Origin of the sequence: Weizmannia sp. FSL W8-0401, assembly GCF_038009125.1 — a bacterium.
Taxonomy (GTDB): domain Bacteria; phylum Bacillota; class Bacilli; order Bacillales; family Bacillaceae_C; genus Weizmannia; species Weizmannia coagulans.
On record NZ_JBBPAG010000001.1, the window covers coordinates 309,892 to 335,018 of the forward strand.

Genomic DNA, 25,127 nt, shown 5'->3' on the forward strand with positions numbered 1-25,127 from the left:
TTTTTATGGGTTCATATAAGCTGCTTTGATTTAGTCATGGTATTTTTCAGCAATGGCGTTAGCGGCAACAATGGCATTGTACACATCATCAGGCGTAACCGGGAATGGTTCGTTGCCCATTGTGTCATCCTCGGCACAGGCATCTTCCGCCACTTTCCGCCATTCGGCTTCCACAAATTCTTCAACGCCGAGGTCCTTCAGTGTCAGCGGCAGGCCAACTGCTTTGATAAAGCGGATTACCGTTTCAAGCTCTTCTTTTGGCGCGTTTTCAAGAACGAGCTGTGCGAGCAGGCCGAATGTCACTTTTTCGCCGTGCTGTGCACGATGGAGGGCAGGGACAGCGGTCATGCCGTTATGGATGGCGTGTGCTGCGGCAAGACCGCCGGATTCCGCACCGACACCGCTCAAATAGATGGTCGCTTCAATGGTATCCTGCACTGCCCGGGTTGGCACTTTGTTTTTCACGGCTTCCACTGCTTTTACGCCGTTTTCGAGAATCGTTTCGTAACAAGTGCGGGCAATGGCCAGGCCGGTGAGAGATGGCTTCATTAAAACAAGGTTGTCGCCGTTTGCCGCGTAGCAGGCGCGCGCTTCAAAATAAGTGGCAAGCGCGTCCCCGATCCCGGCGGCGAAAAAGCGGACCGGTGCTGCAGCTAAAATTTCCGTGTCTGCGAGCACGACATCCGGATTGCTCGGCAGGAACAAGTAACGGTCAAAAGCGCCGTCTTCTTTGTAAAGAACGGCAAGGGCCGTGCACGGTGCGTCAGTGGAGGCAATCGTCGGAAAAATGACAACCGGAAGTTTTTCATAATAAGCGGTTGCTTTTGCGGTATCAAGCGTTTTTCCGCCGCCGATGCCGACAATGACATTGGCGCCTGCTTCACGTGCAAGCCGGCGGTTACGGTCTACTTCTTCCTGGGTGATTTGATAATTGAACTGTTCGAAAGTTGCTTTCCCACCGCCTTCCCGGACAGATTTTCCGGCTTCTTCTTTTGCGCGGCCGAGGATGAATTCGTCGCAAATCACATAGGCATTGTCGCCCAAATCTTTTATGTACGTATATAAATTGGCAAGCAGACCGTTCCCTACGATAAACTTTTTCGGCGATGTAACGGATTTTACAGGAATTTTCATAACATGTACTGCCTCCTAAACATTTTTTTCTTTCTACACTCTCATTATATTAAAAATGTAAGCGGAAACCAAGTTAAAAGAAGTGAAAAGTATGTGTCAAGTTTTTCTCGATAAGGTTTAAATATCGGGATTCCAAGACACTCTTTTTGTACACTTTCGTATGGATTGATAAAGGGGGTGTTGATGCGCACGAAATTCACTCGCTTTCCGCGGGCGGCCGGCGAGCCTCCTCGCTCGTACCTCGCTGCGGGGTCTCTCCTGGCTCGCTTTTCCCGCAGGAGTCTCGTAAATTTCGCGCGCATCAACGATCAGTCCCCCACATACCAGGCTTAAAACGAAAGCTCTACTATTTTGCTTAAATGCCCCATTGCCGATGAACGGCTTGAATGCAGGGAAACTGATCCGTGCTTTACGCCGATTGACGGGCGTACAGGCTGCTTGAATCGTTGAGACATCCTGATGGATTGTTGCAAGCTCCGTTGCTTTCTCGCGCTTCTTGAACGGTGTTTCAGATAGGTTTCCTGCAATGTCCCGTTAAGCATGCCCTGTTTCACCTTTACCATGGCTTCGGCGCCAGCTTTACTCCAATGCATCCCCCTTTTCTTCATTCTTCTTAAATACGTCCCCAACCCATTGCGTAAAAACTTTTTGCATCAGAATTTTAACCTGTTCTTCAAATTCAATAAGACTCTTTGTATCCTTTAATAATCCAGCAATTATTGATATAATATCCATGGGAAGACCTCTCTCTAGATGTTCATTTCATGGTGTACATTTAGATGATAGAGTGTCTTCCTATTTTTTTTTCCACTCATCTGCCCCTGCGAGTAAAATTTTACACATACGAAGTGAAAAGAAGATCATCCGATGTTATAAAAAAACAAATAAATATGATGATTGAAAACGCGTTCAAAAACTTTTATAATATTGTTATACAACAGTGCTGGTTTTTAAACAGCAAGGGGAAACAGGGAGAAAATGAAAATGGGAGGGGAGTCCATGAACGTGCCGTTGGTGTTGACGGAATTTCTGGATCGCGCGGTGCTTTTGTACGGCGGGAAAACAGCGGTGTATTGCGGGGACCGGGCGTTTACATACCGGGAGCTGAACGGCAGGGTGAACCAGCTGTCGTACGGGTTAAAAAATCTTGGCATTGAAAAAGGGGATCGGGTGGCCTATCTCGCGCCGAATACAGTGGAAATGCTGGAAGGCTTTTACGGGATTTTCCAGCTGGGGGCGGTGATGGTGCCGCTGAATATCCGGCTGACCCCGGAAGACTACCGGTTTATTTTAAATCACAGCGGATCGAAAGTATTGTTTGTGGACCAGGAGATGTACCATTTGATCGAGCCGGTAAAGGATGAGCTTGAAACGGTGGAGCAAATTATTATCCACTATAAAGAGGATGACTGTGCTGAAATTGATTATGACCGTTGGCTGGACAGATTTCCGCCTGAGCCGTTTCCGCGTGCCGGCCTCGATGAAAACGATGTGTGCAGCCTGCTTTATACGAGCGGGACAACCGGAAATCCTAAAGGCGTGATGCTTACCCACCGCAATAATTATTTGCATGCATTAAGCGCCATGCACCATTTGCGCGTTACGGACCGCGATGTCTATCTGCATGTGCTCCCGATGTTCCATGTAAACGGATGGGGTTCGCCGTTTTACTATACAGCAAACGGGGCGGCCCATGTATGCCTCCGCAAACCGTCGGCGGAAGCCATTTTCACGGAAATCATCAGGCATCATGTAACGGTGATGCATATGGCGCCGACTGTGCTGAACAGCCTGTTGCAGTACAATGCGGAACACCATCCCGCCATTGAACAGGATGTGCGTGTTGTCATCGCCGGAGCTGCGCCGCCGCCTGCATTTGTAGAACGGGTGGAAAAAGAGCTTGGCTGGGAATTCATCCAGGTGTACGGCATGACGGAGTCCACACCGCTCACCCTTGTGTCTGTCATCCGTTCGCAGCTTGGCGGGCTGGATCATGATAAACAATTGCGGTTGCGGGCGAAAGCCGGGTTTCCGATGATCGGCAGTGATGTCCGGGTTTTACGGGAAAACGACGAAGAAGTGGCCCATGACGGAAAAGAAATCGGCGAGGTCACGGTAAGAGGGCATGGCGTTATGCACGGATACTGGAAAAACCCGGAAGAAACGATGAAAACGATCCGGAACGGGCGGCTCTATACAGGGGATATGGCGACCGTTGATGAATACGGCTATATCGATATCGTCGACCGTAAAAAAGACATTATTATCAGCGGCGGCGAGAATATATCCTCTATTGAAGTGGAAGGGGTGCTGTATGAACATCCGGATATCCTTGAAGCGGCGGTGATTGCGGTTCCGCATGAAAAATGGGGAGAGACCCCGCATGCATTTGTCGTCCTGAAGGCAGATGCGGCCGCCACTGAAGAAGACATTATCCGTTTTTCAAGGGAAAGGCTTGCCCATTTCAAAGCCGTGACGGGTGTGACATTTGTGGAGGAACTGCCGAAAACGGCATCCGGGAAAATCCAGAAAGTCCGCCTGCGTAACGAATACTGGGAAAAGCTCGGAAAAACAGAGCGGTTCGTAAATTAACATGCCGGAAACAGATCCGGCAAAACGCAAGGCCGCTGAAAAGCACAGAACAGCGTGTGCCATTTCGGCGTAAACAGCGAAAGCATGCCGCATCCATGCCCCTTCTTCAGCGATGAGGCGGGGGCGTTGGCGGAACCGCCATAAACGTTTCCGGCAGCTGCAGACGGCAAATTTTAACCGAATTGCCCTTTCTTATCCTTTGACTGGCGGTTTCTTTTGGACAGAAATACAGTATAATAGGATAAAAGACCTATATCAAAGGGGCGAATCCATTGAAAAATGGAGACGCAAAACTACAGGGGCTACCGGTTTTTCAACCATGCCAGCCAGTTGCTAATGCGTAGTGAAAAGCCGAAGTTTGGCCTTTGTTTTCATTTGCAAGTTCCCCGGAGATTGATCAGAAAGGCGGGGCGGAAATGGGCAGGAAAATCGAGACATTGGAAGATTTTAAAAGAATCCTTTATCTTTGGATCAGCCCGCTTTTGATCGCTGCCCTTGCGATTTACAATTTGGTCCCTCACACAGGCACCCGTACAGCTTTATTTTATCTCGCCACGACGCGGATCCTGATTGCCTGGAACGCTCTGTTTCTCATCTGCATGGTTTTCAAGCGTTATTTCCGCTTGTTTGACTATGTGAATCTCGTGATCCTCACGGTTTATTATCTTGCCATCGTGATGGACTGTGTTTTTCAATACATGGTTCCGGGAAAAGAGGGAGCCATCGGAATTTCGATCATTTGGAGCCCGCTTCTATTTCTCTATATTTTTATCACGTTGAAAAAGCGGAACGGGATCATTTATTCGCTCGCTTTGTTCGTGACTACACTTCTGATCGGAATGCCGCAGTTCCGCCATTTTTCCTTTGACTATAAAATATCCATGCTGATCTTTTACCTTGCCAATCTCGTCTATATCGCCATCTTTTGCATTTCTCATTATCTCTTAAAAGTATTTAGAGAATTGGAAGAGGAAAAGAAAAAGGCTTATTCGGACATGTTGACCGGGATTGCCAACCGGCGCCAGGTGCAGGCATGGCTGGATGCTGCGGTTAAACACGCGGACAAAACCGGCACAGCTTTTTCCGTGATTTTTTTCGATATCGACTATTTTAAACAGGTGAATGACCAGTTCGGGCACCAGATAGGAGATGAGGTGCTGAAGGAATTTGTCCGTCTTTCCTCCCGGGTGATTTCAGCGAATGATTACATCGGACGCTGGGGCGGTGAAGAATTCATCATCATTACAAAGGATGAATTGCCTCAGGCAGAGGAACTGGCGGAATATTTGAAAGCAAGCATTATCCGCCATTCATTTGGGCATGCGGGAAAGCTGTCCGCAAGTTTCGGCGTGACTGCATATACACCGGGGGATACGGCAGAAACCATTGTAAGGCGGGTGGACGAAGGGCTGTACAAGTCGAAGGGTCAAGGCAGAAACCGGATTACGGTGCTGTAAGGCAGGGGGAGAGCGGATTTTCTTCATTGCATGTGGTGAACATTTTAGCTGGCGGGTTTGCGATCAAAAAACCGTATGACAGCGGTAGTCCATTTAATTGGGGGACTTGCTGCTCATAAACTGGGGTATGCGATTTGGCATGGAGAGTGCCTATAACCGCGGACGAACCTCAAAATTTGCAAAATCACTACGCGAGGCAGGGCATACGTTTGCGGTGGCACACTTCCGCTTGCGGAGCCTAAGCGGGGACTGCCATTTAGAAGTTCGCCGGTTTGCCCTGCCAGATGCTTTTTATACGGCGTATATATAATTTTCCATAAATGCATAAACCTGCTCGGCATCCGGCGGCTGTATGTTCAGCCGTTTTTCACAGGCTTCCAAATACGGCTTGAGCGTGCTGTCGCTTTTTGCCTCCTCGAGCGTAAGGCTGCCCTGTACGAGGCGGATTGCCGCTTCTTTTACCGTGTTATCATCCGTTTGAAACAAAAGATATGCCAAGCAACTGTACCGATCCATTGTTCTGCCTCCCGGAACCTTTTTATTCCCTTTTCGATAAAAGCGGCAAAAATTCCTGCAAATTCGCAAAAAAAGAAACAAAAAAGCAAGACCGGTGCGACAGGCCTTGCCTTATGATGCTATTTTAATCCGATATATTTTTTGGCGCTTCCATCCGGGGTGCGAGGCGCATCCTTTCTGGGAGCAACGAAATGGCAATTGCAGCCAGAATCAGGGCGCCGCCGAGAAAGAAGCGGCCGTTCAGGCTTTCATGGAGCAAAAGCCAGCCGAGAAAAGAGCCAGTGACAGGCTGCAAAAACATAAACAGTGACCCGCTGCCGGCTTCTACCATTTCAAGCCCTTTGTTCCACAAGAAGAAAGCGCCGGCTGTAGAGATGACGCCGAGATACAAAATACCTGCCATCCCCCAAAAACCGCCCGATGATACAGGCCAGGCCATCATGGCTTCGCGGGCGGCAAAAGGCGTTGTAAACAGCAGCCCGAACAAAATGGCATATGTTGTAATGGTTAACGAATCCATTTTCCAGGAAGCCACTTTTACATAAACGGACAGAAGTGCCCATGTAATCATCGCTCCAGCCAGTATCAGGCTGCCCCAAAAATAGGTTTGCACGTGAATGTCCCAGCCGATCACGATGACAACGCCCGCGGATGCGGTAATCAGCGCCAGTATTTTGCGCGCAGTCAATTTTTCTTTTAAAATGATACGCGCGAATATTACGATAAAAACCGGAGAAGCGGATGTAATGATCGCGCCGGTATGGGCGTCCGCTTTTTGCGTCCCGATAAACTGCATGGCAACGGATGCAAAATAGCCGATAAACCCGATCCAGGCGAGCAGCAGCCAGTCTTTTTTTTGTAAGGCTTACCTTTTCCTTTTTCTTTCTGCCGGCATGCAATATCGCGTACAGTGCGGCAAAACCGATCATATACCGCAGCCATAAAAGCGTAAGCGGCGGTACGAAGTTTAAGACATATTTACTGACCACATACATCCCGCCCCAGATGCCGGATGCAAGTGCGAGGCAAAGTGCACCTGCCCATTTGTTTTTCACAGTCATCAACCTCCGTCTTTATTTTTTATCTAACAGCCAGACGGGGGTTTCGAAGCGGCTGTTCGTCCCCCGCATCAGGAACGAACAGGCTGGTCATTTTCAAACAGATCAAGATACAGACGCACAAACAGCACCTCCCACTATAATATTCTTAATTTTAACATATTTCCTCCCACGCAGCGAATAAAATAAAAAAAATCATGAAAAAGGGGAAGTTGGACGTGATTGTAAAACAGCGGGAATATCCCGCGCAAATCCGAGCGGGAGAGGCGTTGCTGGGGAGGCTGCCCAAAAGGCATCCGCTGTATGGGCAGATTGCGGGGGATGTAAAAAAGTGGAGGGTGAAATATAAAAGGGAGAAGCGGGCAGACCGTTTTTTGGAGATTCTTCCGTCTGACCAATTCCATGTTTACCATGCACTGCCCATTGCAAATACATGCCTGGACGGGTTAATTCTCACACGGAATTTTGTTTTGATTATAGGCTACACCCATTTATCCGGCGTGATTTTTCCGGATCCGGCTTTTTCCCAGCTTATCCAGCAAAAAGGCGGGAAGGAAAAAGGCTGGCCGGAACCGTTTGCGCGCCTGCAAAAACAAAGAGAAATCTTATGTACATGGGCCCGTATGCGGCATTTGCCCGAATTGCCGCTGGAGTATTTGCTTGTCCTTTGCCATGAGGAGGCCGAGCTGAAAATGCCTGTTGCCAATTCAGCAGATGAATTGAAGATCTGCCCGGCAAGCCAGGCTGTTTATAAAGTTATCAAGATGCAGGACACATACAGCCAGCCGGTCCTAGACAGCAAGCATTTTAAAAAATGGCACAAGCATTTGCTGGAATGCCACGAAAAGTCGGAGATCTTTCCGTGGCCGGTTGACCAAAGCGAATGGTATACGGGGGTCGGGTGCCCGGTGTGCCGCCGTTTCGAAATGGATTTTAATAATGGCATGTGGCACTGCCAGGTTTGCGGCCATACCAGTAAAGATGCGCACCGTAAAGCGATAGAAGAGTTCTATTTGCTTTTTGGCCAGGATGCGCCGGATGAGGCACTTTGTTCATTTTTGCGCGTGGATGCACAAACAGCGGCAAAAATCGTGCGCGAGGCAGCGCATTAGTACACCAGTGCGATTTTTAGCCGGAGGGCGCAATCGGAAAAAGTCTCCAACCAGAACGATGTGTGCACAGCCCTAGCTTTGATCCGCCAATCGCCACCGGGGAAGCAAACTGGACCTGGCGTACAAGTAAAAAGGCCCAAATCTATACATTCCCTCACTGCCCATTTGGCGGCTGTATAGAAATTGGCGGGTAACATAAGCTATTGAAAAAACGTTAACGCTGATTGCGAGGCTCAAACATGATTGGGTATGTTGTTTCCCTCATTGGATTTAATCTGGCTGTTTTTTGTGTAAAAAAGCGGCTTTCTCCCGGGCAGATCGTACAGATTTGGACGTTCACCATCGCTTCCCACTTGGTTTTTGATGTATATATCGATTACAAGTACCATGGCTACTGGTATTTTACAAAGGGAGTGGACTGGGAGAATCTCCCGGGTTTGGTTTGTTTACTTCCGCCTGTCAATATTTTATATCTCAACTGGTTCCCGTTTGGAAAAGCATGGATAAAAAAGGTTTTTTATATTGCCGTTTGGGAAGTGCTGATGCTGGGGTATGAGATGATCACCCTGTTGCCGGCACCATGGGGTTATTTTCATTACGGATGGTGGAATTTCACCATTTCGGCACTCGTAAATCCGTTCCTTTTGCTCAGTGTGGCCGGATTTTACAAATGGATTGTCTGGCTGGAAAACAAAAAAACTGTACCTGCTGAGCAGCAGCTACAGTGAAACAGTCCGGTCTTTCTGCCGGAGATAATCGGTATGATCATGGATGGTGGGGTCCTCTGTCTGGATGGTCGTATGGCGGATGCCGTATTTTTGTTCGAGCATCTGATTGACAGCCAAAATGACGTGCATCGGTTCGGATGAATGCCTGACAAATACATGGGCGGTCAGAGAACAATGGTCGGAAGAAATGTTCCAAAGATGCATGTCATGGACGTCTTCAACACCCTCAATTTGATACATATCTGTGCGGATCTGTTCTAAATCAAACCCTTCCGGCACCGTGTCCATCAAAATCAAATAGGAAGCGCGGATGATTTTGGCACCGCCGTAAAAAATGATGCCGCCGATCACGATGCTGATGAGCGGATCAAAGAAATTCATTCCCGTAAAATAAATGAGCAGGGCGGAAACAATCACGCCGGCTGAATTCAATAAGTCACCGATAAAATGCCATAACGCGCTTTGAACATTTAAGTTTTCTTCTTCTTTTGTGCTCCGGTGCAGCACAATGGTGAGGATAATGTTCACAACAAGCCCGGTCACTGCAATGATCAACATCCACTTAAAATCAATGGGTTGCGGATGGACGAGGCGATTGATCCCTTCAATGAAAATACCGATTGAAATGCCCGCAAGCGTTAGCCCGTTCAGGAACGATGCGATAATCTCAAACCGCAAATAGCCGAATGTATATTTGCGGTTTGGCGGGCGTGTCGCCATGAACAAAGCAAGCATACTGAAGAGGAGCGCAATGACATCAGAAGCCATATGTGCAGAGTCGGAAAGCAAAGCAAGCGAATGCGAAATCAGGCCGCCGATCATTTCAACAAACATGAAAAACAGGGTTAGGACGAGCGTTGCCCATAAGGCCTTTTTTGATGCGGACTGGACTTTGACATGGGGAAGGTGGTGATAATCATATTCCGGCATCATCGCACACCTCTTCCTGAATAAACTTATTTTCACCTGTATTGTAGCACGAAGAAACGAAAAAGAATAGCGTTTATTCTCAATTAATATAAATTTTTTTGAATAGTTGAGAATGGGAATCAATATGGATTAGGGGTTATTGCTGTAAACAAAAAGAAATAGAATCATTTATAATGCTTATTATATGATAAAAAATCAAATGGGAGCCTGCCCTAAAAGAGAAAAACCGCCAGAATCTTTTTCCCCGGCGGTTTTTGTGTGAAAGGCATGGTCTAAGAAATTTCGCGTGATTCCCCTTTATTCGACGGTTAAGCTCTTCGCCAGGTTGCGCGGCCGGTCAACGTCATAGCCGCGTACGATGCCGGCATAATAAGCTAGCAGCTGCAGCGGGATGGCAGCCAAGATCGGCATGAGAAAGGGGTGTGCTTCCGGAATGTAGAGCACTTCGTCCACGACGGCGCTCACTTCGTCATCTCCCGTGGTCGTAATCCCGACGACATATGCATCACGTGCCTTTACTTCTTTAATATTGTTTATGGCCTTGTCGCGCAAATGTTCCTGGGTGGCAAGGGCAATGACCGGAACACCCGGCGTGATCAAAGCCATTGTGCCGTGTTTCATTTCTCCTGCCGCGTAGGCATCCGCATGGAGATAGGCGACTTCCTGGAGTTTGAGCGCTCCTTCAAGCGCCAGGACATAATCGAGCCCGCGGCCAATCAGGAATAGATGCTCCTGGTCGTTTGTGACCTGTGCAAACTGGTCGATGGCATCCTGCGTCATCACCAGGCATTTTTCCACGTCATCAGCGAGTGAATGAAGGGCATCGAGCAGGGCAGGGATTTGGCCTTCGCCGGAACCGTGCAGTTTTTTTGCCAGGACAATCGAAAGCAGGACGAGCGCCGTAATCTGGGTTGTATAGGCTTTTGTTGCGGCAACCGCCAGTTCCGGGCCTGCATGCGTATAAATCACGCAATCCGATTTCCGCGCCAGCGTGCTCTTCCGGTAATTGCTGATCGCGATCACCGCTGCCCCGGACTTTTTCGCTTCTTTCAAGGCGGAAATTGTATCCGCCGTTTCTCCTGATTGGCTGATGGCAATAACGAGCGTTTTTTCGTCCAACCGCCCGTGCTCACATCTGAATTCAGATGCAATCGCGGCTTCAACCGGTATATCAAGCATGGTTTCGAGAATCTTTTTGCCGATCATGCCGGCGTGATGGGAGGTGCCGCTTGCGACAATGACGATTCTCTCCGGATCTGTAAGCTTGCGCCTTGCGAAAAAATCGTCCACCTCGGGTATTACGACACCGCTTTCTGTCAGCCGGTCTTTTAACGTGCGCTTGATTGCTTCCGGCTGCTCCATGATTTCTTTTAACATGTAGTGACCGTAATCCTGCAGGTTGAGTTCGTCTTGGTTCCAGCGCACGGATGTCTTTTCCGGCAAAATTTTCTCCCCGGAAAGTGTCTTAATTTCCACATTTGTCTGGGTCAAAATGGCCATCTCTCCGTTTTTAATTGGGTAAATTTCTTTTGTATACGAAAGCAGCGCCGGGATATCCGAGGAGAGATAAGCTTCCCCGCTGCCAAAGCCGATAATGAGCGGATTATCATAAGAAATGGCGATAATCTGGTTCGGGTGATCTTTTGCCATGATCGCAAGCGCAAACGCACCTTTTAATTGCGGAATGACGGTCCGCACGGTTTCTTCAAAATTGCCGGTATCATAATGCGCGAGAAGATACGGAATGACTTCTGTGTCGGTGTCCGTTTGTAAACGATGCCCCTGCGCGGTAAGAAATTTTTTTAATTGCTGGTAGTTTTCAATGATCCCGTTATGGACAACGTAGAAACGTGCTTCTTCATCGCATAACGGATGGGAATTTTCAACGGTTGGCATTCCGTGTGAAGCCCACCTTGTGTGGCCGATCCCAAGGCATCCGGCGGGAATCGGTTCGAGCTGGAGGGAAGCTTCCAGATCTTCGACGCGCCCCTTTTCTTTGCGGACGCCGATGGTTTTCATATCGGAGACGGCAATGCCTGCTGAATCATAGCCCCGGTAATCCAGTTTTTTCAGGCAATCGAGCAGAACCGGCTGTGCCGAATGTCTGCCTATGTACCCAACGATTCCACTCATCTTCTTCACCTCAACGTATCGCTTTCCTTCTATCACGTGTATTCCTATCTTCATGCTAACATGAACCGGGCGGGGAATAAAGCGATTGTGCTGCAGACAGCAATGCCGAAATTTCCAAAGTATACCAGGAGATATTCGAGCACACGGACAAAAAGCGCAACCCGATCGGATTGCGCCTTTTGCCTCATCCAAATCTGATATTCAGATGACGTCCAGTACGGACTTATCCAAACCTGGCTTCAGATAAGTCTGGGGCTTCAAATAGTAGGCGGACACGAACCTTCACCGAAAGTATATCGGTTCCGGACGGTTGTCCCACTTGCCCGCTGGACAAATGCAGTGCCAAATACGGAAGATGAAGTTGCTGTCAAGTCTTTCATCAAAAACTTTACCAGTCCCTTCTTTTAAGATGTATTGGCCTTGCACTGTTCCTATTCCCGGCAGGCACGAAATAAAACAAACCAAAATATGGAAATCACGCTCTTTTCCGCTGCTCCGCCGCAGCCGGGGCGATCGAAATATTCCCATATTTCGTAACCGACAGCTCCCCGTATCTGCCATAGTTTCCGAGTTTCGCGTGCGGATCGGCATGAAGGCGGAGTTTTTTCAGCAAAGTGCCGGCTTTGACCTCAAGAAAAAGATCCACCGTCTGCTGTAATGCAAGCCAGTCCGCTAAAAGCGCAATATCAACGGCAGCAACAAAGCGCATCCTTCTTTGCGGCAACAGCCGGATCACAGCCGGAATCCGCCGTTCCTCCTTTGTGGTGCGGTTTTGCAAAATCACCGTGATGCCCGCTTCCTGCTTTGAACGCGGCGGCAAATAGCCGATCTGGCCGAACCCTTTTAAAGAAAGAGCACGGTTGCATAAGTCGCCGGCAAGCAGTTCCGCTTTTTCCGGTTGTAAACCCGGCGGCACGCGGACAGCATCCGGAAGCAGATGGTCGAAATCATGCTTTCCTTTAAAGGCGCGGAAATCAAAGCAGCCGTCCGGCGTTACCGGCAAATACCCGCGCGAAACGCTTGCTGTTGCCGCAAATTCAAACGGCATTCCGTTGCGCAGGAAAAAATAGCGCGCCCGCACCAGTTCCGGTTCCGGCACATAGTCGAACGCCCGCTCATCAATGTCCTGCAAATAATGGTTTACAAGCGGAAAAAAGCGGCGTCGAGCATGCGGCAGGTAGCGGTACAAATTCGAAGCATAACGCGTAAAATCGAGGATGGCGCGGATATCTTTAATATAGCGGTGGTCGAGCAGCCCCTGTGCCATTAAAAACCGGTCAATTTCCCGGTGGATGCGCACCCGGTCGGCGACAGCGCGGAACATAAAATTCTTTTGCGTAATCGACAAATTGCGCAAAGATTCGCGTTTCCGCCAGTGGTAATGCGTGCCGCAATGGATGAACACTTTTTTTGCAAGGTACAGGCAGCAGGTGATAAAGTGGACATCTTCAAAACGGCAGCCTTCAAGAAAACGAAGCCCGTTCCGCGTTAAAAAATCCCGTTTGAAAATTTTATTGGCAGGCCCCAGGTTATGGATCAGGTTTTTCGTTTCGTACAAGTTTGTCAGCCGGCTTTCCTCAAACAGCCCGAGCAGTTTAAACGTATACACCTGCCATTTTTGCCTGGAATTGAATTTGTATATATTCGTCACGACGATATCGGGGTCGTGCTTGCGGATGCAGGCAAATGAACTTTCGTAAAAGTCATGGTCAATATAATCGTCCGGATCAAGAAAATGAATGTAATCGCCGGTGGCAAGCGCAAGCCCTTTGTTCCGGGGGCCGCCCGGTGCGCCGCTATGCTTCTGGCGGATGATTTTCAGCTGCGGGAGGCGCGCTGCCCACTTTTTCAAAACTTTCCGGCTCCCGTCTTTTGAACCGTCATCAACGGCAATGATTTCATAAGTCGGCAAGGTCTGGCGGGAGAGGCTTTCCATGCAGTCATCCAAATAATTTGCAACATTGTAAACGGGAAGTATGACGCTGACTTTCACAAAACATCCTCCTTATCACTTCCATTATGTTCAAATCGTTGCGCTTTTATTGCAAATAAGATCAATTTTCGATAGAATGGACGGGGAATCACGATACCGTGAAATAAATCCTGTGATCGCTCTGTTTGTGGATAGCCTCACAACCATGAGCGGTTATTTTTTGGCACCGATTTAAAAAATGGATTCTCTCGTTTCATCACCTGTAGAAACGGGAATGGGCACAGCAATCTTTCCACATCCGTCGCAAAAGGCGGATGCACGGACACAGCCCTTAAGTGAATTTCGCACGAACCGGTTTTATAAGTACCGGATTACAGCTGGATTTCCAACGGCCGGTTTTCTTTTGGAACTTTCGGGAATCCGGCCCATATTTTCATATATATGCTCAAGGCCCAAACCATTGTCATCACGCGTCCTGTTGCGATAAAATAGGCATTGTCGAAAAGTGGCGATACTGGATTGAATAGGATAAACAGGTTTGCCAGCGACTCCTTCACCGCTGGATAACATAGATGACTTTTTTGCTGTATGGCACCTTTTAAGGAGCGGCACAATGAAGGGCTTTTTTGAAAAAATTTTCCCGAAAACCGCGCATCGGTCTGGCAAGGGAAAGCGAGGGGTAAACATGATGAAAATTCCCGGCAATACAGCAACCGGGACGGCACACGGAAAATTAATTTTAGCGGGGGAACATGCTGTCGTTTACGGGCAACCGGCGATCGCGCTTCCATTCGATCATGTGAAAATTGAAACGGCAGTCATCCGGAAACAAGGCCCGCTCTCCATTGACTGCTGGTTTTACAAAGGGGCGCTGGATAAAGCGCCGGAAAGGCTTCACGGAATCAGGGCATGTGTCAAAGAAATCCTCCGTACGTTAAAAAAGCCGGCCGAAAATTTGGCAATTAAACTGGAATCGACCATTCCGATCGGGCGCGGGCTTGGCTCGAGTGCCGCTGTTGCCGTTGCCATTGTCCGCGGGCTATATGCTTTTTTTGAAAAACAATTAACGAAAATGGAACTTGAACGGTTTGTCCAAATTGCTGAGAATTTTGCCCACGGGAATCCGAGCGGCATCGATATGATGGCAGTCATCAGCAATGACCCGATCTGGTTTGAAAAAGGGAAGGCGGCCCGGCCGCTTCCGTTTTCGCTTCCGTTTTATCTGGTGGTCGCCGATTCCGGGCGCGTGCATAATACGGCAATGGCGGTCGGGAGCATCCGTGAAAAAAGCGGTTCTGACCCGAAAACGGTGGAGTCCGCCATCAGCCGTTTAGGCGAAATCGTGCACGAAGCGGGAAGGGCATTGATTGAAAAAGACGGATTGCATCTCGGCCGTTTATTTAATGAAGCACATGCACAGCTTTCCGTTTTGGGTGTCAGCGACGAAGGGCTTAACACATTGTGCGCTGCAGCACGGTCAGCCGGCGCACTCGGTGCCAAGCTGACCGGCGCAGGCCGGGGCGGCTGCATTATTTCGCTCGCCGAAAGCAGGAAAAAAGCTTCAGCAGTGGCCCAAGCCCTGCAAAAAGCAGGCGCCGCGCAAGTATGGCAATTTTCGCTGGAAGGATGACCGTGATCCCGCAATAGAAACATGATAGCACAGCCCCGTAAACAGGAGATGCTTCATGGAAAGAGGCTGCCTGTTTTTGCTTGTAGCGGGCAGCTCTTTTTGTCCGGCAGTGATGGGAAGGAAGAAGGTGGCCCTTTGAAGCCGGGCGGATCATGAGAAGGCATTTTCCGTTAAAGCGGCTGGCAAAGGGGCCCCTTTTATCCGGCAGCGGTGCGAAGGCTGCTGGGAATGGGGAATCGCGGGCAGTTGCCTCTTGCCATAAAATGTTTGAGGCATTTTCCTTTGGAGGCAGTTGGCCAAAGCGCTTTTTTGTCCGGCAGCGGGAATAGAATTGGCAGAACGGTGCCCTTTTCAAAGCAGCTCTCTCAGGAAGGCATTTTGACTGGAAGGAACGATGAAAGATGGAGGCAACAGCGAGGGCCCATACGAATATTGCCCTGATCAAGTACTGGGGGAAACGGGACGAAAAGCTTTTTCTCCCGATGAACAGCAGCCTGTCCATTACGCTGGACAGGTTTTATACGACAACAAAGGTGGCTTATGATCCCGCTTTAAAAGCGGATGTGTTTTTTTTGAACGGAAAACCGGCCATGGATGCGGAAACAGCGAAAATTTCCCGCTTTATGGATAAGATCAGGGCATTTGCGGGAGAAAAAAGATATGCATATATAGAATCGCAAAACGAAGTGCCGATCGCTGCCGGGCTTGCCTCTTCCGCATCCGGCATGGCGGCGCTTGCGGCTGCGGCCGTTAAAGCGCTCGGCCTTGAGGTGGACGGGCGCACGCTGTCAATCTTGGCGCGCCAAGGTTCCGGGTCCGCTTGCCGCAGCATCTACGGCGGTTTTGTTGAGTGGCAAAAAGGTGAAAAAGCGGATGGTTCCGATTCGTACGCGGTTCCGATTCTTGGCGAAGACGATTGGAATCTCAGCATTTTATCTTGCCTGGTGGAATCAAAGCAGAAAAAAATTTCGAGCAGGGAAGGGATGAAACGGACGGTCACCACGTCGCCGTTTTATAAAGCCTGGATGGAAACCGTGGAAAAAGATTTGGCCGCCGCAAAATCCGCGATTGCAGCGCGCGATTTTTCGCTTTTGGGGCGCGTGCTTGAAGCCAATGCGTTAAAAATGCATGCGACAACGATCAGCGCCGACCCGCCCTTTTTATACTGGCAAAGTGCGACGCTCGATGTTATGCAGGAAGTGGCGCTTTTGCGCGAACGCGGGATTGAAGCTTATTTTACAATTGACGCCGGGCCGAATGTAAAAGTGCTGTGTGAACGAAAAGATGAAGAGACGGTGTACAATGCGCTTGCAGCCGTCCCGTCCGTCCGCGAAGTGCTGGTTTGCCATCCGGGTCCGGGCATTCAATACGGCCCGTTTTAATTTTTTCCGGGACTTTGGAACGCCGGCAGGGAAGCTCCAAAACATCCATGTTAGGGCTTTCTTTCGTGATTATAAAATGCCGCTTTCCTTCTGCAGCTGCGGCTGAAAAACCATTTCGGCCTGTTTCGCGCTATTTGGCGGCGCCATGCCCGTAACCGGGTTGCGGCTGTGCGAATGGAACCCTTTTCACACGGCTTTTGGAAACACCTTGGGGGTTGCTTTTGACGCGGGAAACGCCCGGATTGCCGTTCGCCAGTTAGACAGAGGATGTGTCCGCAAAAGCGGGTGCAGCAGGCGGGCATTGGACGCGATGTTTGCAAATTTGACGGGTAAACCGACCTAAAAAGGATTGAAAGAGATGAACGGGATGCAATTTCAAGTAAAGGCGCCGGGCAAATTGATGATTGCCGGCGAATATGCGGTCATTGAACCCGGTTGCCCTGCTGTGGTTGCCGCGGTAGACCGGTACATCACAATAGAGGTAAAAGAAAGCACGGAGAATCTTTTTTCTTTGCCGCAGATTGGCATTTCGCATGCAGCGTGGCGTGTGGAGAACGGGGAAGTCCGCTTTGACCACGATGACTCGAAACTCCGGTTTATCCAAAATGCACTCGCCGTTTTTTACCGGCTGCTTACGGAAAAATCGATACCGCTCCGCCCGCTTCACATCACGGTAACGAGTGAATTGGATGATCCCGCAACAGGGCAAAAATACGGGCTCGGTTCCAGTGCAGCGATTCTTTCTGCCGTCCTTGCCGCCCTTTTGCATGCCCATCAAGGGATGCCGGATACGAAGGAAGCGATTTTTAAACTGGCCGCCGTGGCCCATCTGAAAACACAGGGCAACGGGTCCGGCGCGGATCTTGCTGCTTCCGTGTACGGCGGCATGCTGAAATATGCCGCATTCAGGCCGGATTGGATTTTTTCCCGGTTGGAAGCGGGCTGCACGATTTCGGAATTGCTGGCAGAAACATGGCCGCATTTGGCCATTTCCAATTTGGAACTTCCCCCGGGCCTCATTTTTTGCACAGGCTGGACCGGGAAAGCGGTGGCAACCGGGCCGATGGTGGAGCGTATCGGCAAATTGCGGGAGGCGGCAACCGAAACATACACGGCATTTTTGCAAGAAAGTACCGCCGCAGTGGATAAACTGGCGGAAAGTTTCATGCAGCAGGATGCGGCCGGCGTATTTGAAAGTATCCGGCAAAACCGGCGTGCTTTGCAGAAGCTTGAAGCAGCAGCCCACACCGCCATTGAAACGGCGCCATTGAAGCAACTTGCAGACATTGCCGGCCGTTTCGGTGCCGGAAAATCATCGGGCTCGGGCGGCGGAGACTGCGGCATTGCATTTGCAGCGGGGGAAGAGAAAGCTGCCGCCTTGAAAGCAGCATGGGAAGCGGCAGGCATTACCCCGCTTGCGCTTCATATTTCTAAAAAAGGTGTGTCCATTATGGAGTGAAAATCCGCAAAAAAATGCGGATTTTTTGCTTTTTTGTGGAATTAACGGAAGTTCCACCGCCGAGTAAGTATCATCCCACTTTTCCCAATCATTTGCTTTTTCATACTCCTTTTGAAATAATAGAAAAAAACGAAAGGAGATGGATTGGATGAAAGTTCTTATTGCAGGCGTAAACGGAAAGATCGGAAAAATGCTTGTAGGGATAATAAGGCTTGGTGGTCTCGCTCCGGTTTTCGCGTGATCAGGATATTATCTTCAGAAAAGAAATTCAGTGAAGAATTTGTAATTATGGTAAAAGACAATAATTTTTTCTATTATAGAAATCTATATCACACCTTAAATATTATAGGAGGTTCTTAATGAACAAGAAAATTTTGAGTTTCACAGCAACAATTTTATTTTTATTAGGTGTAATCCTTGCTTTTTTTACAGATCTCTCTTCTATAGGACTAATATTAATAACAATCTCTATAGGCATAACATGTATTCAATTAGCTGACTTACTCAGCAATAAAATATTAAAAATTCTGGTCTATTTGATACCTGTAATATTAATCATTACAGTTATTGTATTTATACCTACAATATATTGAGCCTCCTACGTGATTGCTGTGGAACAACGGATGTTCCACCCCAAGTACATACATTCTCAATCATTTGCTTCTCCATACTCCTTTTGAAATAATAGAAAAAAACGAAAGGAGATGGACTGAATGAAAGTACTTGTTGCTGGCGCAAACGGCAAGATCGGTAAAATCCTTGTGGACCTTTTACAAAAAAGTGACCGCCATATCCCGCGCGCCATGGTGCGGAAAGAAGAACAGGCCCAATTTTTCAGGCAAAAAGGGGTAGATGCGGTCATATCCGATTTGGAAGGTACTGTCGATGAGCTGGCGGAAGCGGCGAAGGGATGCGATTGCATTGTGTTTACCGCTGGTTCCGGCGGGCACACAGGCGCGGACAAAACGTTACTTGTCGATTTGGACGGTGCGGTGAAAACGATGGAGGCGGCAGAAAAAGCAGGCATCAGCCGTTTTGTTATCGTGAGTGCGCTCCAGGCCCACCACCGCGAAAACTGGAGCGAGGCCATCAAGCCGTATTATGTTGCCAAGCATTATGCAGACCGCGTGCTCCAGTCGACCAAGCTAAACTACACGATCATTCGGCCGGGCGGCTTACTGAACGATCCCGGTACCGGAAAAGTCGAAGCATCAGAAAACTTAAAACGCGGTACCATTCCGCGTGAAGACGTCGCGCGCACCATTCTTGCAAGCCTCGACGAACCGAAAACATACCGGAAAGCATTTGACCTCGTTTCGGGGAATACACCGATTGAGGAAGAGCTGAAACGCTTATAGAAATGTGCAAATCAAAAAAGTAGCGATTGTTGAAAACTCCTTACCCCCTGCTTCATTAAGAAGGGGGTTTAATATATGTCCCGGCTTGCTGGATGAATGCATTCAGCAAGCCCTGCTTCATTTGTGTTTTGCTTTTTTCCTTTTTTTCGCTTGAAAACTTATGCCGGCTGTTTTTCATACCCCAACCATCCGATGCATTTTCTCCATTTGACTGTTCTATATTTCTCCGTTTGCCATAACCAAACTCTTCATAGTCTGAAAGAAAATTTTTTCTAGAATAATGGTGAAAAACCAAGAATTTTGGCAAATGCTCTGCATACTTTTTTGATTATTCCAATATGAAAAATATTTTCATCGGATTTTGCCGAAAAGTTTCCGCATCTTCTGCTATAATACGAGTGATGATGAGGATAAAATTTTTGAAATGAATACGAAGGGAGTGAACATGGAATGTCTTTAAAAAATGACATCTTGGTTTACTTAAGAGCCCTTGCCAAAATGCTATATCCCCTGAAACTGTAAGCAGTCAGACAATTAAAGTTCGTTGATTTATTCCACTAAAGAAAAAAGACGTTTGTAGGAACATTATGACAAATATAAAAAGAAATTGTGAGTTTTTGATTTTAATAGGATAAATTTGCTTATTATAAGTGCCAGAATTTTATCACTTTTTGAGGCTTTGGGCGAGTTTCAATAGATTAGGCTACTCATTCCTGTGGAAAATATTGTAAAACGGAAAAGGATGATTTTTTTTGAAAAAAAAGAGCCATGAAAGCCACTCCTTTGCTAAGATATAAGTACGAGCAAATATCCAGGGAGTGATTTCATGACTATTTCTATTCTAACACAAACCAGAGACTTTTCAATACAACAAAATTTGATTCCCCACAATTGGCAAGACTATGCCGATATACCATTTGTCATTCCAGCCATGTGTTTCCCTTGGGAGATTTTTAAGCCGATTGAACGAGAATACTACACCCTTTTATATTTGCACCTAAAAAATGAAAGAGCACATGATCATTCTAATGAAATACAACCGGCACTATTTCCAATAACGGAGGAAGAAGACAAGTCTGCGTCTTCATTATTTCATCTCCCTTCCACTGGGAGAAAACCGCATCCTTTCATGCCCTTTTTTCGTGCTTTTGAACTGGCCTCTTTACAGTATATTGAAGTGATGGTGGAGAGTGTCTATTTGCAAGTGAAATCAAACCCGCTATTTGCCACCATGTGTGGATTTACGGAGAAAATTCCGAGCTATCGTTCCTTTGCTCGTTTTGATCAAATCATGACAACAAATGGTCTTTGGGAAAAAGCCCGGCTATTGGTTGTTGAATATAATAAAGGGGAAGGCGTGGTTGAAACGAATGAGGAAGCAGCCGCCGTGGATACATCGCATATAGAGGCAGAAGCAACCTTGAATAAAACAAGGAAGACGTGTTCTTGTGAGGGTAATTGCGATTGCCCCAGAGTCCTTACGGACGACAATGTAGGGGTAATGCGTAAAAGTAATGCAGTCTCCTATATTGCGCATAAATTATCAATGGTATGCGGGGTGAGATCCGGTTTGCCTTTGACGCGGGAAGTATTTAAAGGAAATACACCCGATGGGAAAACATTAGAACCGACATTGGAAACGTTTAAGACAGAGCACCCCGAGATGGCTGAGCAGTTGAGCTTTATCCTGGCAGATGGAATCTACCAAACGCCGGAAAATCAAAAAGTGACAAAGGATGTATTACAGGCGAAATTGGTGGCACCGATCAATCCACGGAACCGTAAAGATAAACCAACTACCGCCCGAGGGATTGAAAAAATCAACCGGTACGGCACTCCCATCTGTATCAGTGGACATAAAATGGAACTTAGAGGATCTGATCGGGAAAAGGGGCAATATATTTACACTTGTCCTGTATTTCATCCAAATGCCAAGCAAGAAGGTCTCACCTGCCCGCTAGCGAATCACGCGGAATGTTGTAATGGGGCAGCACAAGGAAGAGTATTTAGGATGGACTTTGATCAAACGCCTCAAGTAGATGTCGAGTTGCCTCAACATGGTCGCACATTTGAAGTGTTATATAGTGCCAGGACGATCATCGAAAGAATCTTTGGCATTTTAAAAGACGGATACAGTCTCCGTCGTGTTCACAAGCGTGGGAAACAGGCAGTTGAAGCTCATGTAGATCGATGCATGATATCTATGCACATCATGGCAAATATGGCGTACCATCAGACAGGAAAGGCCAATTGTGGATGGACACGCAATCGGCTGCAAAGAGCAAATTAAGTTATTCACAGGTGGATATGTGAATAAGTAAAATGAGCGTTTCCTTTCCACAAAGGGTAGTGAAAAAAACCCATTTTGTGAAGGCGGGATACGTATGCCCTTTTTTTGAAGGAAAATGACCGTTTTACTTCTATTGAATTGAAAATCTGGATGAAAAGGCAAAAAAATCGGGATAATTAATTTTCCAGAGCCTCGCTCAAGTGTATATTTTTATTTTGGCAGAGGCTCTTAAAGAAGAGTACGAATTTTAGCGGGCTGCTCCCGATTTTGCAGTTTCTGGAAAGAATGAAGATTGAACAGACCTTCCGGGATTTTGACTGCTTGAAAAAATACAATGCCAAATATCCTTTAAGCAAAATCTTTATATACCTGGTGATTGGCTGGCTGTCCAATTGTTCCCGGCTATCTCATTTCCGGACTTTGCAGGATGATCCTTTAATCTTGGCATTTATGGGCGAGAAATGCCCGCACTATACCCTTTTAAATAAAGACCTGCTAAGGCTGGAAAAGTTGGAGGGCGCTGATCTTGAATTCAAAGAACGCATGATGGATTTGATTGAACCCTGGCTTGACAAGGAGCTCATTCTGGATTTTGATTCAACCGTGGAAACCGTCTATGGGGGCCAGGAAAAAGCAGGGGTCGGAGTAAATCCCTACAAGCCGGGAAGAAAAAGTTATCACCCTCTTCTTGTATTTGAAGGGAAATCCCGTCTTTGTTTAAACGCCAGGCTGAGGGAGGGAAATTCCCATTCTTCTCAAGGGGTACTCGGTTTTGCAGAAGAGACCTATCAGCTGCTTTCTCCCCATTACCCTATTCGTTATGCCCGTTTTGACAAAGGATTTGGTGGAGAAGATTTCTACAGTTACTGGGAAAACGGTGGGATTGGCTATACCGGCAAACTGAGGTGGACTTCGAGACTTAAAAAAAGGGTTGAAAACGATGATTCACCGTGGATCCGCTATGTTGACGACGAATTGACCGTGATAGAGGGAAAAGCCGTTGATTACCAGGCAAGTTCCTGGAAGAAGCCAAGAAGAGTTGCGGTAATTCGTAAAGCTGACAAATATGAGGAAAGTCAGCTTCAAGCTTGTGATTTTTTATGGAAGTATGAAGCGATTGTGACGAACATGGACTGGGAACCCATTGATATTTGGAGATTCTATAATCAAAGGGCTTGCATGGAAAACTACATCAAAGAGTCAAAATATGGATTCTCGATGGGCAAGATTTCAACGCATTCATTTGACGCCAACCAAATGGATCTGCTGATTAAACTGCTGGCATACAATTTATTCGAGATCTTTAAAAAAGAACACTGTCCGCCAGCGTATCGCTCTTATACGATCAGGCGATTCCGGAGGGAATTCATCTACGCGGCTGGCGTGCTGGTCTATCACAGCCGAAGTGTCATTTTAAATATTTGTGAAACATACGCCCATAAAAAGGCATTCCGGCAAATGATTCAAAGTGTACGGCTGATTGACTGAGTGTGAAGGCTGAAACAGAATACTGGAAATTGAAACGCCCGCAAATGTGGGGAGGGGGCAACTGTGGCCTTAATAACCCAAAAATAGGCAGTTGTGATTCCATTTTTGATAATATTATCCATTTATTTTCCATATGATTCCAATTACCTGCATCAATCTAGTAAAGTTTTGCACTTTCTTAATTTGGGATTATATCAATAATTGCTGGATTATTAAAGGGTACAAAAAGTCTTATGAAATTTGAAGTACAAATTAAAATTCTGATGCAGAAGGTTTTTACACAATGGGTTGGGGATGTATTTGAGGAGTTAGATAAAACAATAAAACAGACAATAAAACAGACAATAAAACAGAAGAAGTTGGAGGAAGGCTGGGAGTACTGCCGTAGTGATAACAGAAGCGTTCAGTTTCTATTTGGAAGTGTGACTTTTAAACGTTCAATTAATGCGTGACAAGAGAGGGAACTCACATTATCCATTGGATGAATGCTTGGGGCTGGTACCCCACCAGAGATATAGCCCGTTAGTGGAATTAAAGGTGGCAGAGTTGGCAAGTGAGAACACCTATCTAATATTTTAAAAGAATGGACAGCCGTGAATCTTAGTCATACAACTGTTGGGGAAGTGGTGAAACGCGTAGGGAAAACGCAGGCGGAAGCCGACAAGGCCCTTGTAGAAGAGATGGAAATAGCTGCTTCACTGCCTGATGGGAAGAAGATAGACTACCTGTTTTCCGAAGCAGATGGCGTATTTATCCGGGGACTGGAAAGGAAACAGGGTATGGAAGTCCACCATGCCGTTCTCTATGAAGGTTGGGAAACCAATGGAAAAAGGGTCTCACTGCGTCAGCCCACAGTCATCATGACGACGGAACACATTCAGACATTTTGGGATGAAGTCCAAGCCACAGCTGCCAACACCTATTCCCTCGAAAAAGCGCATGTCATTACAAACAGTGATGGAGGTGCGGGATACACAGCTGAACGGTTTCAAACAGCTTTCTCACAGTCGGAATTTCCGGTGCTCAACCAGCTGGATACCTACCACGTTGCACAAGCCATCAGGATGTCTCAACTATTCAAGCAGCCTGTAAGCCCGTCAATTGGCGTAAAGCGCGGATCAGTTTCCCTGCATTCAAGCAGTTCATCGGCAATGGGGCATTTAAGCAAAATATTAGAGCTTTCGTTTTAAGCCTGGCTCAGTGGGGGCTGATCGTTGAGGCGCGCGAAATTTACGAGACTCCTGCGGGAAAAGCGAGCCAGGAGAGACCCCGCAGCGAGGTACGAGCGAGGAGGCTCGCCGGCCGCCCGCGGAAAGCGAGTGAATTTCGCGCGCCTCAACACTCCTGTTAACAATCTTTATACAGAAATATTACGGTATTCCGGAAAATTCCACTAAGCCAGGAGAGCAAGCGTAGCACGGTAGCCGAAAGTGTACAAAAAGAGTGTCTTGGAATACCCGATATTTAAACCTTGTCGAGAAAAACTTGACACATACCACGATTCATTTCAGCTTTTATTGTATAATGATATCAATATCATTAAGGCTGGTTAGAGACGAAAGGGAATTTTTATATTCGTCCAAGTGATGTGGTAATGGAAAAGATCGAAAATTATATTGTGGAAAATCAACTGAAAGCAGAGGATAAACCCCTGAGCGAACAGGAACTGTGCAAAATGTGGGGATTTAACCATTGCGTAATTCTCCATTCAGGCATGGAAAAAATAGGGGTTACCTATACCAATAAAGATGAATCGGATTTGTTAATGGTAGGGGAAGAGGTTCCTGTTTTTTTTTAGAGAAGGCACAGTATATGATGAAAACGATGAGCCGGTTGAATATTTTAAATCTGTAGCAAGGTCGGACTACGTCTATTTTGCCAGCGAGTTAAAAAGTTAAAAGTATTTTCGATCTTTCTGCTTGCAGGA

General features: G+C 47.4%; 18 protein-coding genes, 3 pseudogenes and 1 riboswitch. Of the genes and pseudogenes, 13 read left to right on the top strand and 8 right to left on the bottom strand.

Going from position 1 to position 25,127, the window contains the following annotated elements; translation table 11 throughout:
* Positions 1–30 precede the first annotated feature (30 nt).
* The 3 genes and pseudogenes from NSU00_RS01580 to NSU00_RS01590 all read right to left on the bottom strand — a co-directional run bounded on the left by NSU00_RS01580 (position 31) and on the right by NSU00_RS01590 (position 1,869).
* A complete protein-coding gene (locus tag NSU00_RS01580) occupies positions 31–1,134 on the bottom strand; it encodes a glycerol dehydrogenase (protein WP_328195717.1) in 1,104 nt (367 codons plus the stop codon).
* A gap of 329 nt (positions 1,135–1,463) precedes the next feature.
* Positions 1,464–1,745: pseudogene (locus NSU00_RS01585) on the bottom strand (ISLre2 family transposase); the annotation flags it as partial.
* Entirely contained in the window at positions 1,714–1,869 is a 156-nt protein-coding gene (locus tag NSU00_RS01590; RefSeq protein WP_166633747.1) for a hypothetical protein, read from the bottom strand. The gene NSU00_RS01590 and the pseudogene NSU00_RS01585, both read right to left, overlap by 32 nt.
* Positions 1,870–2,133: 264 nt before the next feature.
* Between NSU00_RS01590 and NSU00_RS01595 the strand changes: the two genes are divergently transcribed.
* Both NSU00_RS01595 and NSU00_RS01600 read left to right on the top strand, forming a co-directional pair.
* Positions 2,134–3,726 carry a long-chain-fatty-acid--CoA ligase gene (locus NSU00_RS01595; RefSeq protein WP_340703269.1) on the top strand — a complete coding sequence of 531 codons (1,593 nt, stop codon included), beginning with the start codon at positions 2,134–2,136 and terminating at the stop codon, positions 3,724–3,726.
* Positions 3,727–3,978: 252 nt separating this feature from the next.
* Positions 3,979–4,064: riboswitch (cyclic di-GMP riboswitch) on the top strand.
* A gap of 78 nt (positions 4,065–4,142) precedes the next feature.
* A complete protein-coding gene (locus NSU00_RS01600) occupies positions 4,143–5,183 on the top strand; it encodes a GGDEF domain-containing protein (protein ID WP_340703270.1) in 1,041 nt (346 codons plus the stop codon).
* A gap of 291 nt (positions 5,184–5,474) precedes the next feature.
* On the opposite strand, the gene NSU00_RS01605 is transcribed toward NSU00_RS01600, so the two are convergent.
* The gene (locus NSU00_RS01605) at positions 5,475–5,699 is read right to left on the bottom strand and encodes a hypothetical protein (protein ID WP_026685146.1); all 225 of its coding nucleotides are present in this window, start codon (positions 5,697–5,699) and stop codon (positions 5,475–5,477) included.
* Positions 5,700–5,823: 124 nt separating this feature from the next.
* Positions 5,824–6,754 (bottom strand): annotated as a pseudogene (locus NSU00_RS01610) (DMT family transporter).
* A 221-nt stretch (positions 6,755–6,975) separates the two neighbouring features.
* Here NSU00_RS01610 and NSU00_RS01615 point away from each other — a divergent pair.
* Both NSU00_RS01615 and NSU00_RS01620 read left to right on the top strand, forming a co-directional pair.
* Positions 6,976–7,869 (top strand): NERD domain-containing protein, encoded by an 894-nt coding sequence (locus NSU00_RS01615; RefSeq protein ID WP_340703271.1) that lies wholly within the window; start codon positions 6,976–6,978, stop codon positions 7,867–7,869.
* A gap of 239 nt (positions 7,870–8,108) precedes the next feature.
* Complete coding sequence (locus NSU00_RS01620) at positions 8,109–8,597, top strand: hypothetical protein (protein ID WP_340703272.1); 489 nt, start codon at positions 8,109–8,111, stop codon at positions 8,595–8,597.
* On the opposite strand, the gene NSU00_RS01625 is transcribed toward NSU00_RS01620, so the two are convergent.
* The 3 genes from NSU00_RS01625 to NSU00_RS01635 form a co-directional block, all read right to left on the bottom strand.
* Positions 8,589–9,530: a cation diffusion facilitator family transporter gene (locus NSU00_RS01625; protein WP_340703273.1), complete on the bottom strand. Its 942-nt coding sequence runs from the start codon at positions 9,528–9,530 to the stop codon at positions 8,589–8,591. The genes NSU00_RS01620 and NSU00_RS01625 overlap by 9 nt on opposite strands.
* A gap of 294 nt (positions 9,531–9,824) precedes the next feature.
* Entirely contained in the window at positions 9,825–11,660 is a 1,836-nt protein-coding gene (gene glmS, locus NSU00_RS01630; RefSeq protein ID WP_340703274.1) for a glutamine--fructose-6-phosphate transaminase (isomerizing), read from the bottom strand.
* Between the two features lie 475 nt (positions 11,661–12,135).
* Positions 12,136–13,653 (bottom strand): glycosyltransferase family 2 protein, encoded by a 1,518-nt coding sequence (locus NSU00_RS01635; protein WP_340703275.1) that lies wholly within the window; start codon positions 13,651–13,653, stop codon positions 12,136–12,138.
* Between the two features lie 625 nt (positions 13,654–14,278).
* On the opposite strand from NSU00_RS01635, the gene mvk reads away from it, so the two are divergent.
* From mvk to NSU00_RS01680, 9 genes and pseudogenes are all read left to right on the top strand, one after another.
* Positions 14,279–15,223 carry a mevalonate kinase gene (mvk, locus tag NSU00_RS01640; protein WP_235801216.1) on the top strand — a complete coding sequence of 315 codons (945 nt, stop codon included), beginning with the start codon at positions 14,279–14,281 and terminating at the stop codon, positions 15,221–15,223.
* Between the two features lie 401 nt (positions 15,224–15,624).
* The gene (gene mvaD, locus NSU00_RS01645) at positions 15,625–16,605 is read left to right on the top strand and encodes a diphosphomevalonate decarboxylase (RefSeq protein WP_340703276.1); all 981 of its coding nucleotides are present in this window, start codon (positions 15,625–15,627) and stop codon (positions 16,603–16,605) included.
* A 358-nt stretch (positions 16,606–16,963) separates the two neighbouring features.
* The gene (locus tag NSU00_RS01650) at positions 16,964–18,064 is read left to right on the top strand and encodes a phosphomevalonate kinase (protein ID WP_340702218.1); all 1,101 of its coding nucleotides are present in this window, start codon (positions 16,964–16,966) and stop codon (positions 18,062–18,064) included.
* 359 nt (positions 18,065–18,423) lie between these two features.
* Positions 18,424–18,657 carry a hypothetical protein gene (locus tag NSU00_RS01655; RefSeq protein ID WP_041818660.1) on the top strand — a complete coding sequence of 78 codons (234 nt, stop codon included), beginning with the start codon at positions 18,424–18,426 and terminating at the stop codon, positions 18,655–18,657.
* Between the two features lie 120 nt (positions 18,658–18,777).
* Positions 18,778–19,422 (top strand): SDR family oxidoreductase, encoded by a 645-nt coding sequence (locus NSU00_RS01660; RefSeq protein WP_340703277.1) that lies wholly within the window; start codon positions 18,778–18,780, stop codon positions 19,420–19,422.
* Between the two features lie 826 nt (positions 19,423–20,248).
* A complete protein-coding gene (locus NSU00_RS01665) occupies positions 20,249–21,712 on the top strand; it encodes a transposase (protein ID WP_326242223.1) in 1,464 nt (487 codons plus the stop codon).
* A 204-nt stretch (positions 21,713–21,916) separates the two neighbouring features.
* Positions 21,917–23,200, top strand: coding sequence for an IS1380 family transposase (locus NSU00_RS01670; protein WP_340703901.1), 1,284 nt, complete (start codon positions 21,917–21,919; stop codon positions 23,198–23,200).
* Positions 23,201–23,433: 233 nt separating this feature from the next.
* Positions 23,434–24,261 (top strand): annotated as a pseudogene (locus NSU00_RS01675) (ISLre2 family transposase); the annotation flags it as partial.
* Positions 24,262–24,794: 533 nt separating this feature from the next.
* Positions 24,795–24,998 (top strand): hypothetical protein, encoded by a 204-nt coding sequence (locus tag NSU00_RS01680; RefSeq protein ID WP_340703278.1) that lies wholly within the window; start codon positions 24,795–24,797, stop codon positions 24,996–24,998.
* Positions 24,999–25,127 lie beyond the last annotated feature (129 nt).

What these genes read in the sequence shown, in the direction of transcription:
- NSU00_RS01600 (WP_340703270.1), top strand. Translation starts at nt 4,143, where the DNA reads ATGGGCAGGAAAATCGAGACATTGGAAGATTTTAAAAGAATCCTTTAT.
- NSU00_RS01595 (WP_340703269.1), top strand. Translation starts at nt 2,134, where the DNA reads ATGAACGTGCCGTTGGTGTTGACGGAATTTCTGGATCGCGCGGTGCTT.
- NSU00_RS01625 (WP_340703273.1), bottom strand. Translation starts at nt 9,530, where the DNA reads ATGATGCCGGAATATGATTATCACCACCTTCCCCATGTCAAAGTCCAG.
- NSU00_RS01655 (WP_041818660.1), top strand. Translation starts at nt 18,424, where the DNA reads ATGAACAAGAAAATTTTGAGTTTCACAGCAACAATTTTATTTTTATTA.
- NSU00_RS01650 (WP_340702218.1), top strand. Translation starts at nt 16,964, where the DNA reads ATGAACGGGATGCAATTTCAAGTAAAGGCGCCGGGCAAATTGATGATT.
- NSU00_RS01580 (WP_328195717.1), bottom strand. Translation starts at nt 1,134, where the DNA reads ATGAAAATTCCTGTAAAATCCGTTACATCGCCGAAAAAGTTTATCGTA.
- NSU00_RS01680 (WP_340703278.1), top strand. Translation starts at nt 24,795, where the DNA reads ATGGAAAAGATCGAAAATTATATTGTGGAAAATCAACTGAAAGCAGAG.
- NSU00_RS01665 (WP_326242223.1), top strand. Translation starts at nt 20,249, where the DNA reads ATGACTATTTCTATTCTAACACAAACCAGAGACTTTTCAATACAACAA.
- mvaD (WP_340703276.1), top strand. Translation starts at nt 15,625, where the DNA reads ATGGAGGCAACAGCGAGGGCCCATACGAATATTGCCCTGATCAAGTAC.
- NSU00_RS01590 (WP_166633747.1), bottom strand. Translation starts at nt 1,869, where the DNA reads ATGGATATTATATCAATAATTGCTGGATTATTAAAGGATACAAAGAGT.
- NSU00_RS01620 (WP_340703272.1), top strand. Translation starts at nt 8,109, where the DNA reads ATGATTGGGTATGTTGTTTCCCTCATTGGATTTAATCTGGCTGTTTTT.
- glmS (WP_340703274.1), bottom strand. Translation starts at nt 11,660, where the DNA reads ATGAGTGGAATCGTTGGGTACATAGGCAGACATTCGGCACAGCCGGTT.
- NSU00_RS01660 (WP_340703277.1), top strand. Translation starts at nt 18,778, where the DNA reads ATGAAAGTACTTGTTGCTGGCGCAAACGGCAAGATCGGTAAAATCCTT.
- NSU00_RS01605 (WP_026685146.1), bottom strand. Translation starts at nt 5,699, where the DNA reads ATGGATCGGTACAGTTGCTTGGCATATCTTTTGTTTCAAACGGATGAT.
- mvk (WP_235801216.1), top strand. Translation starts at nt 14,279, where the DNA reads ATGATGAAAATTCCCGGCAATACAGCAACCGGGACGGCACACGGAAAA.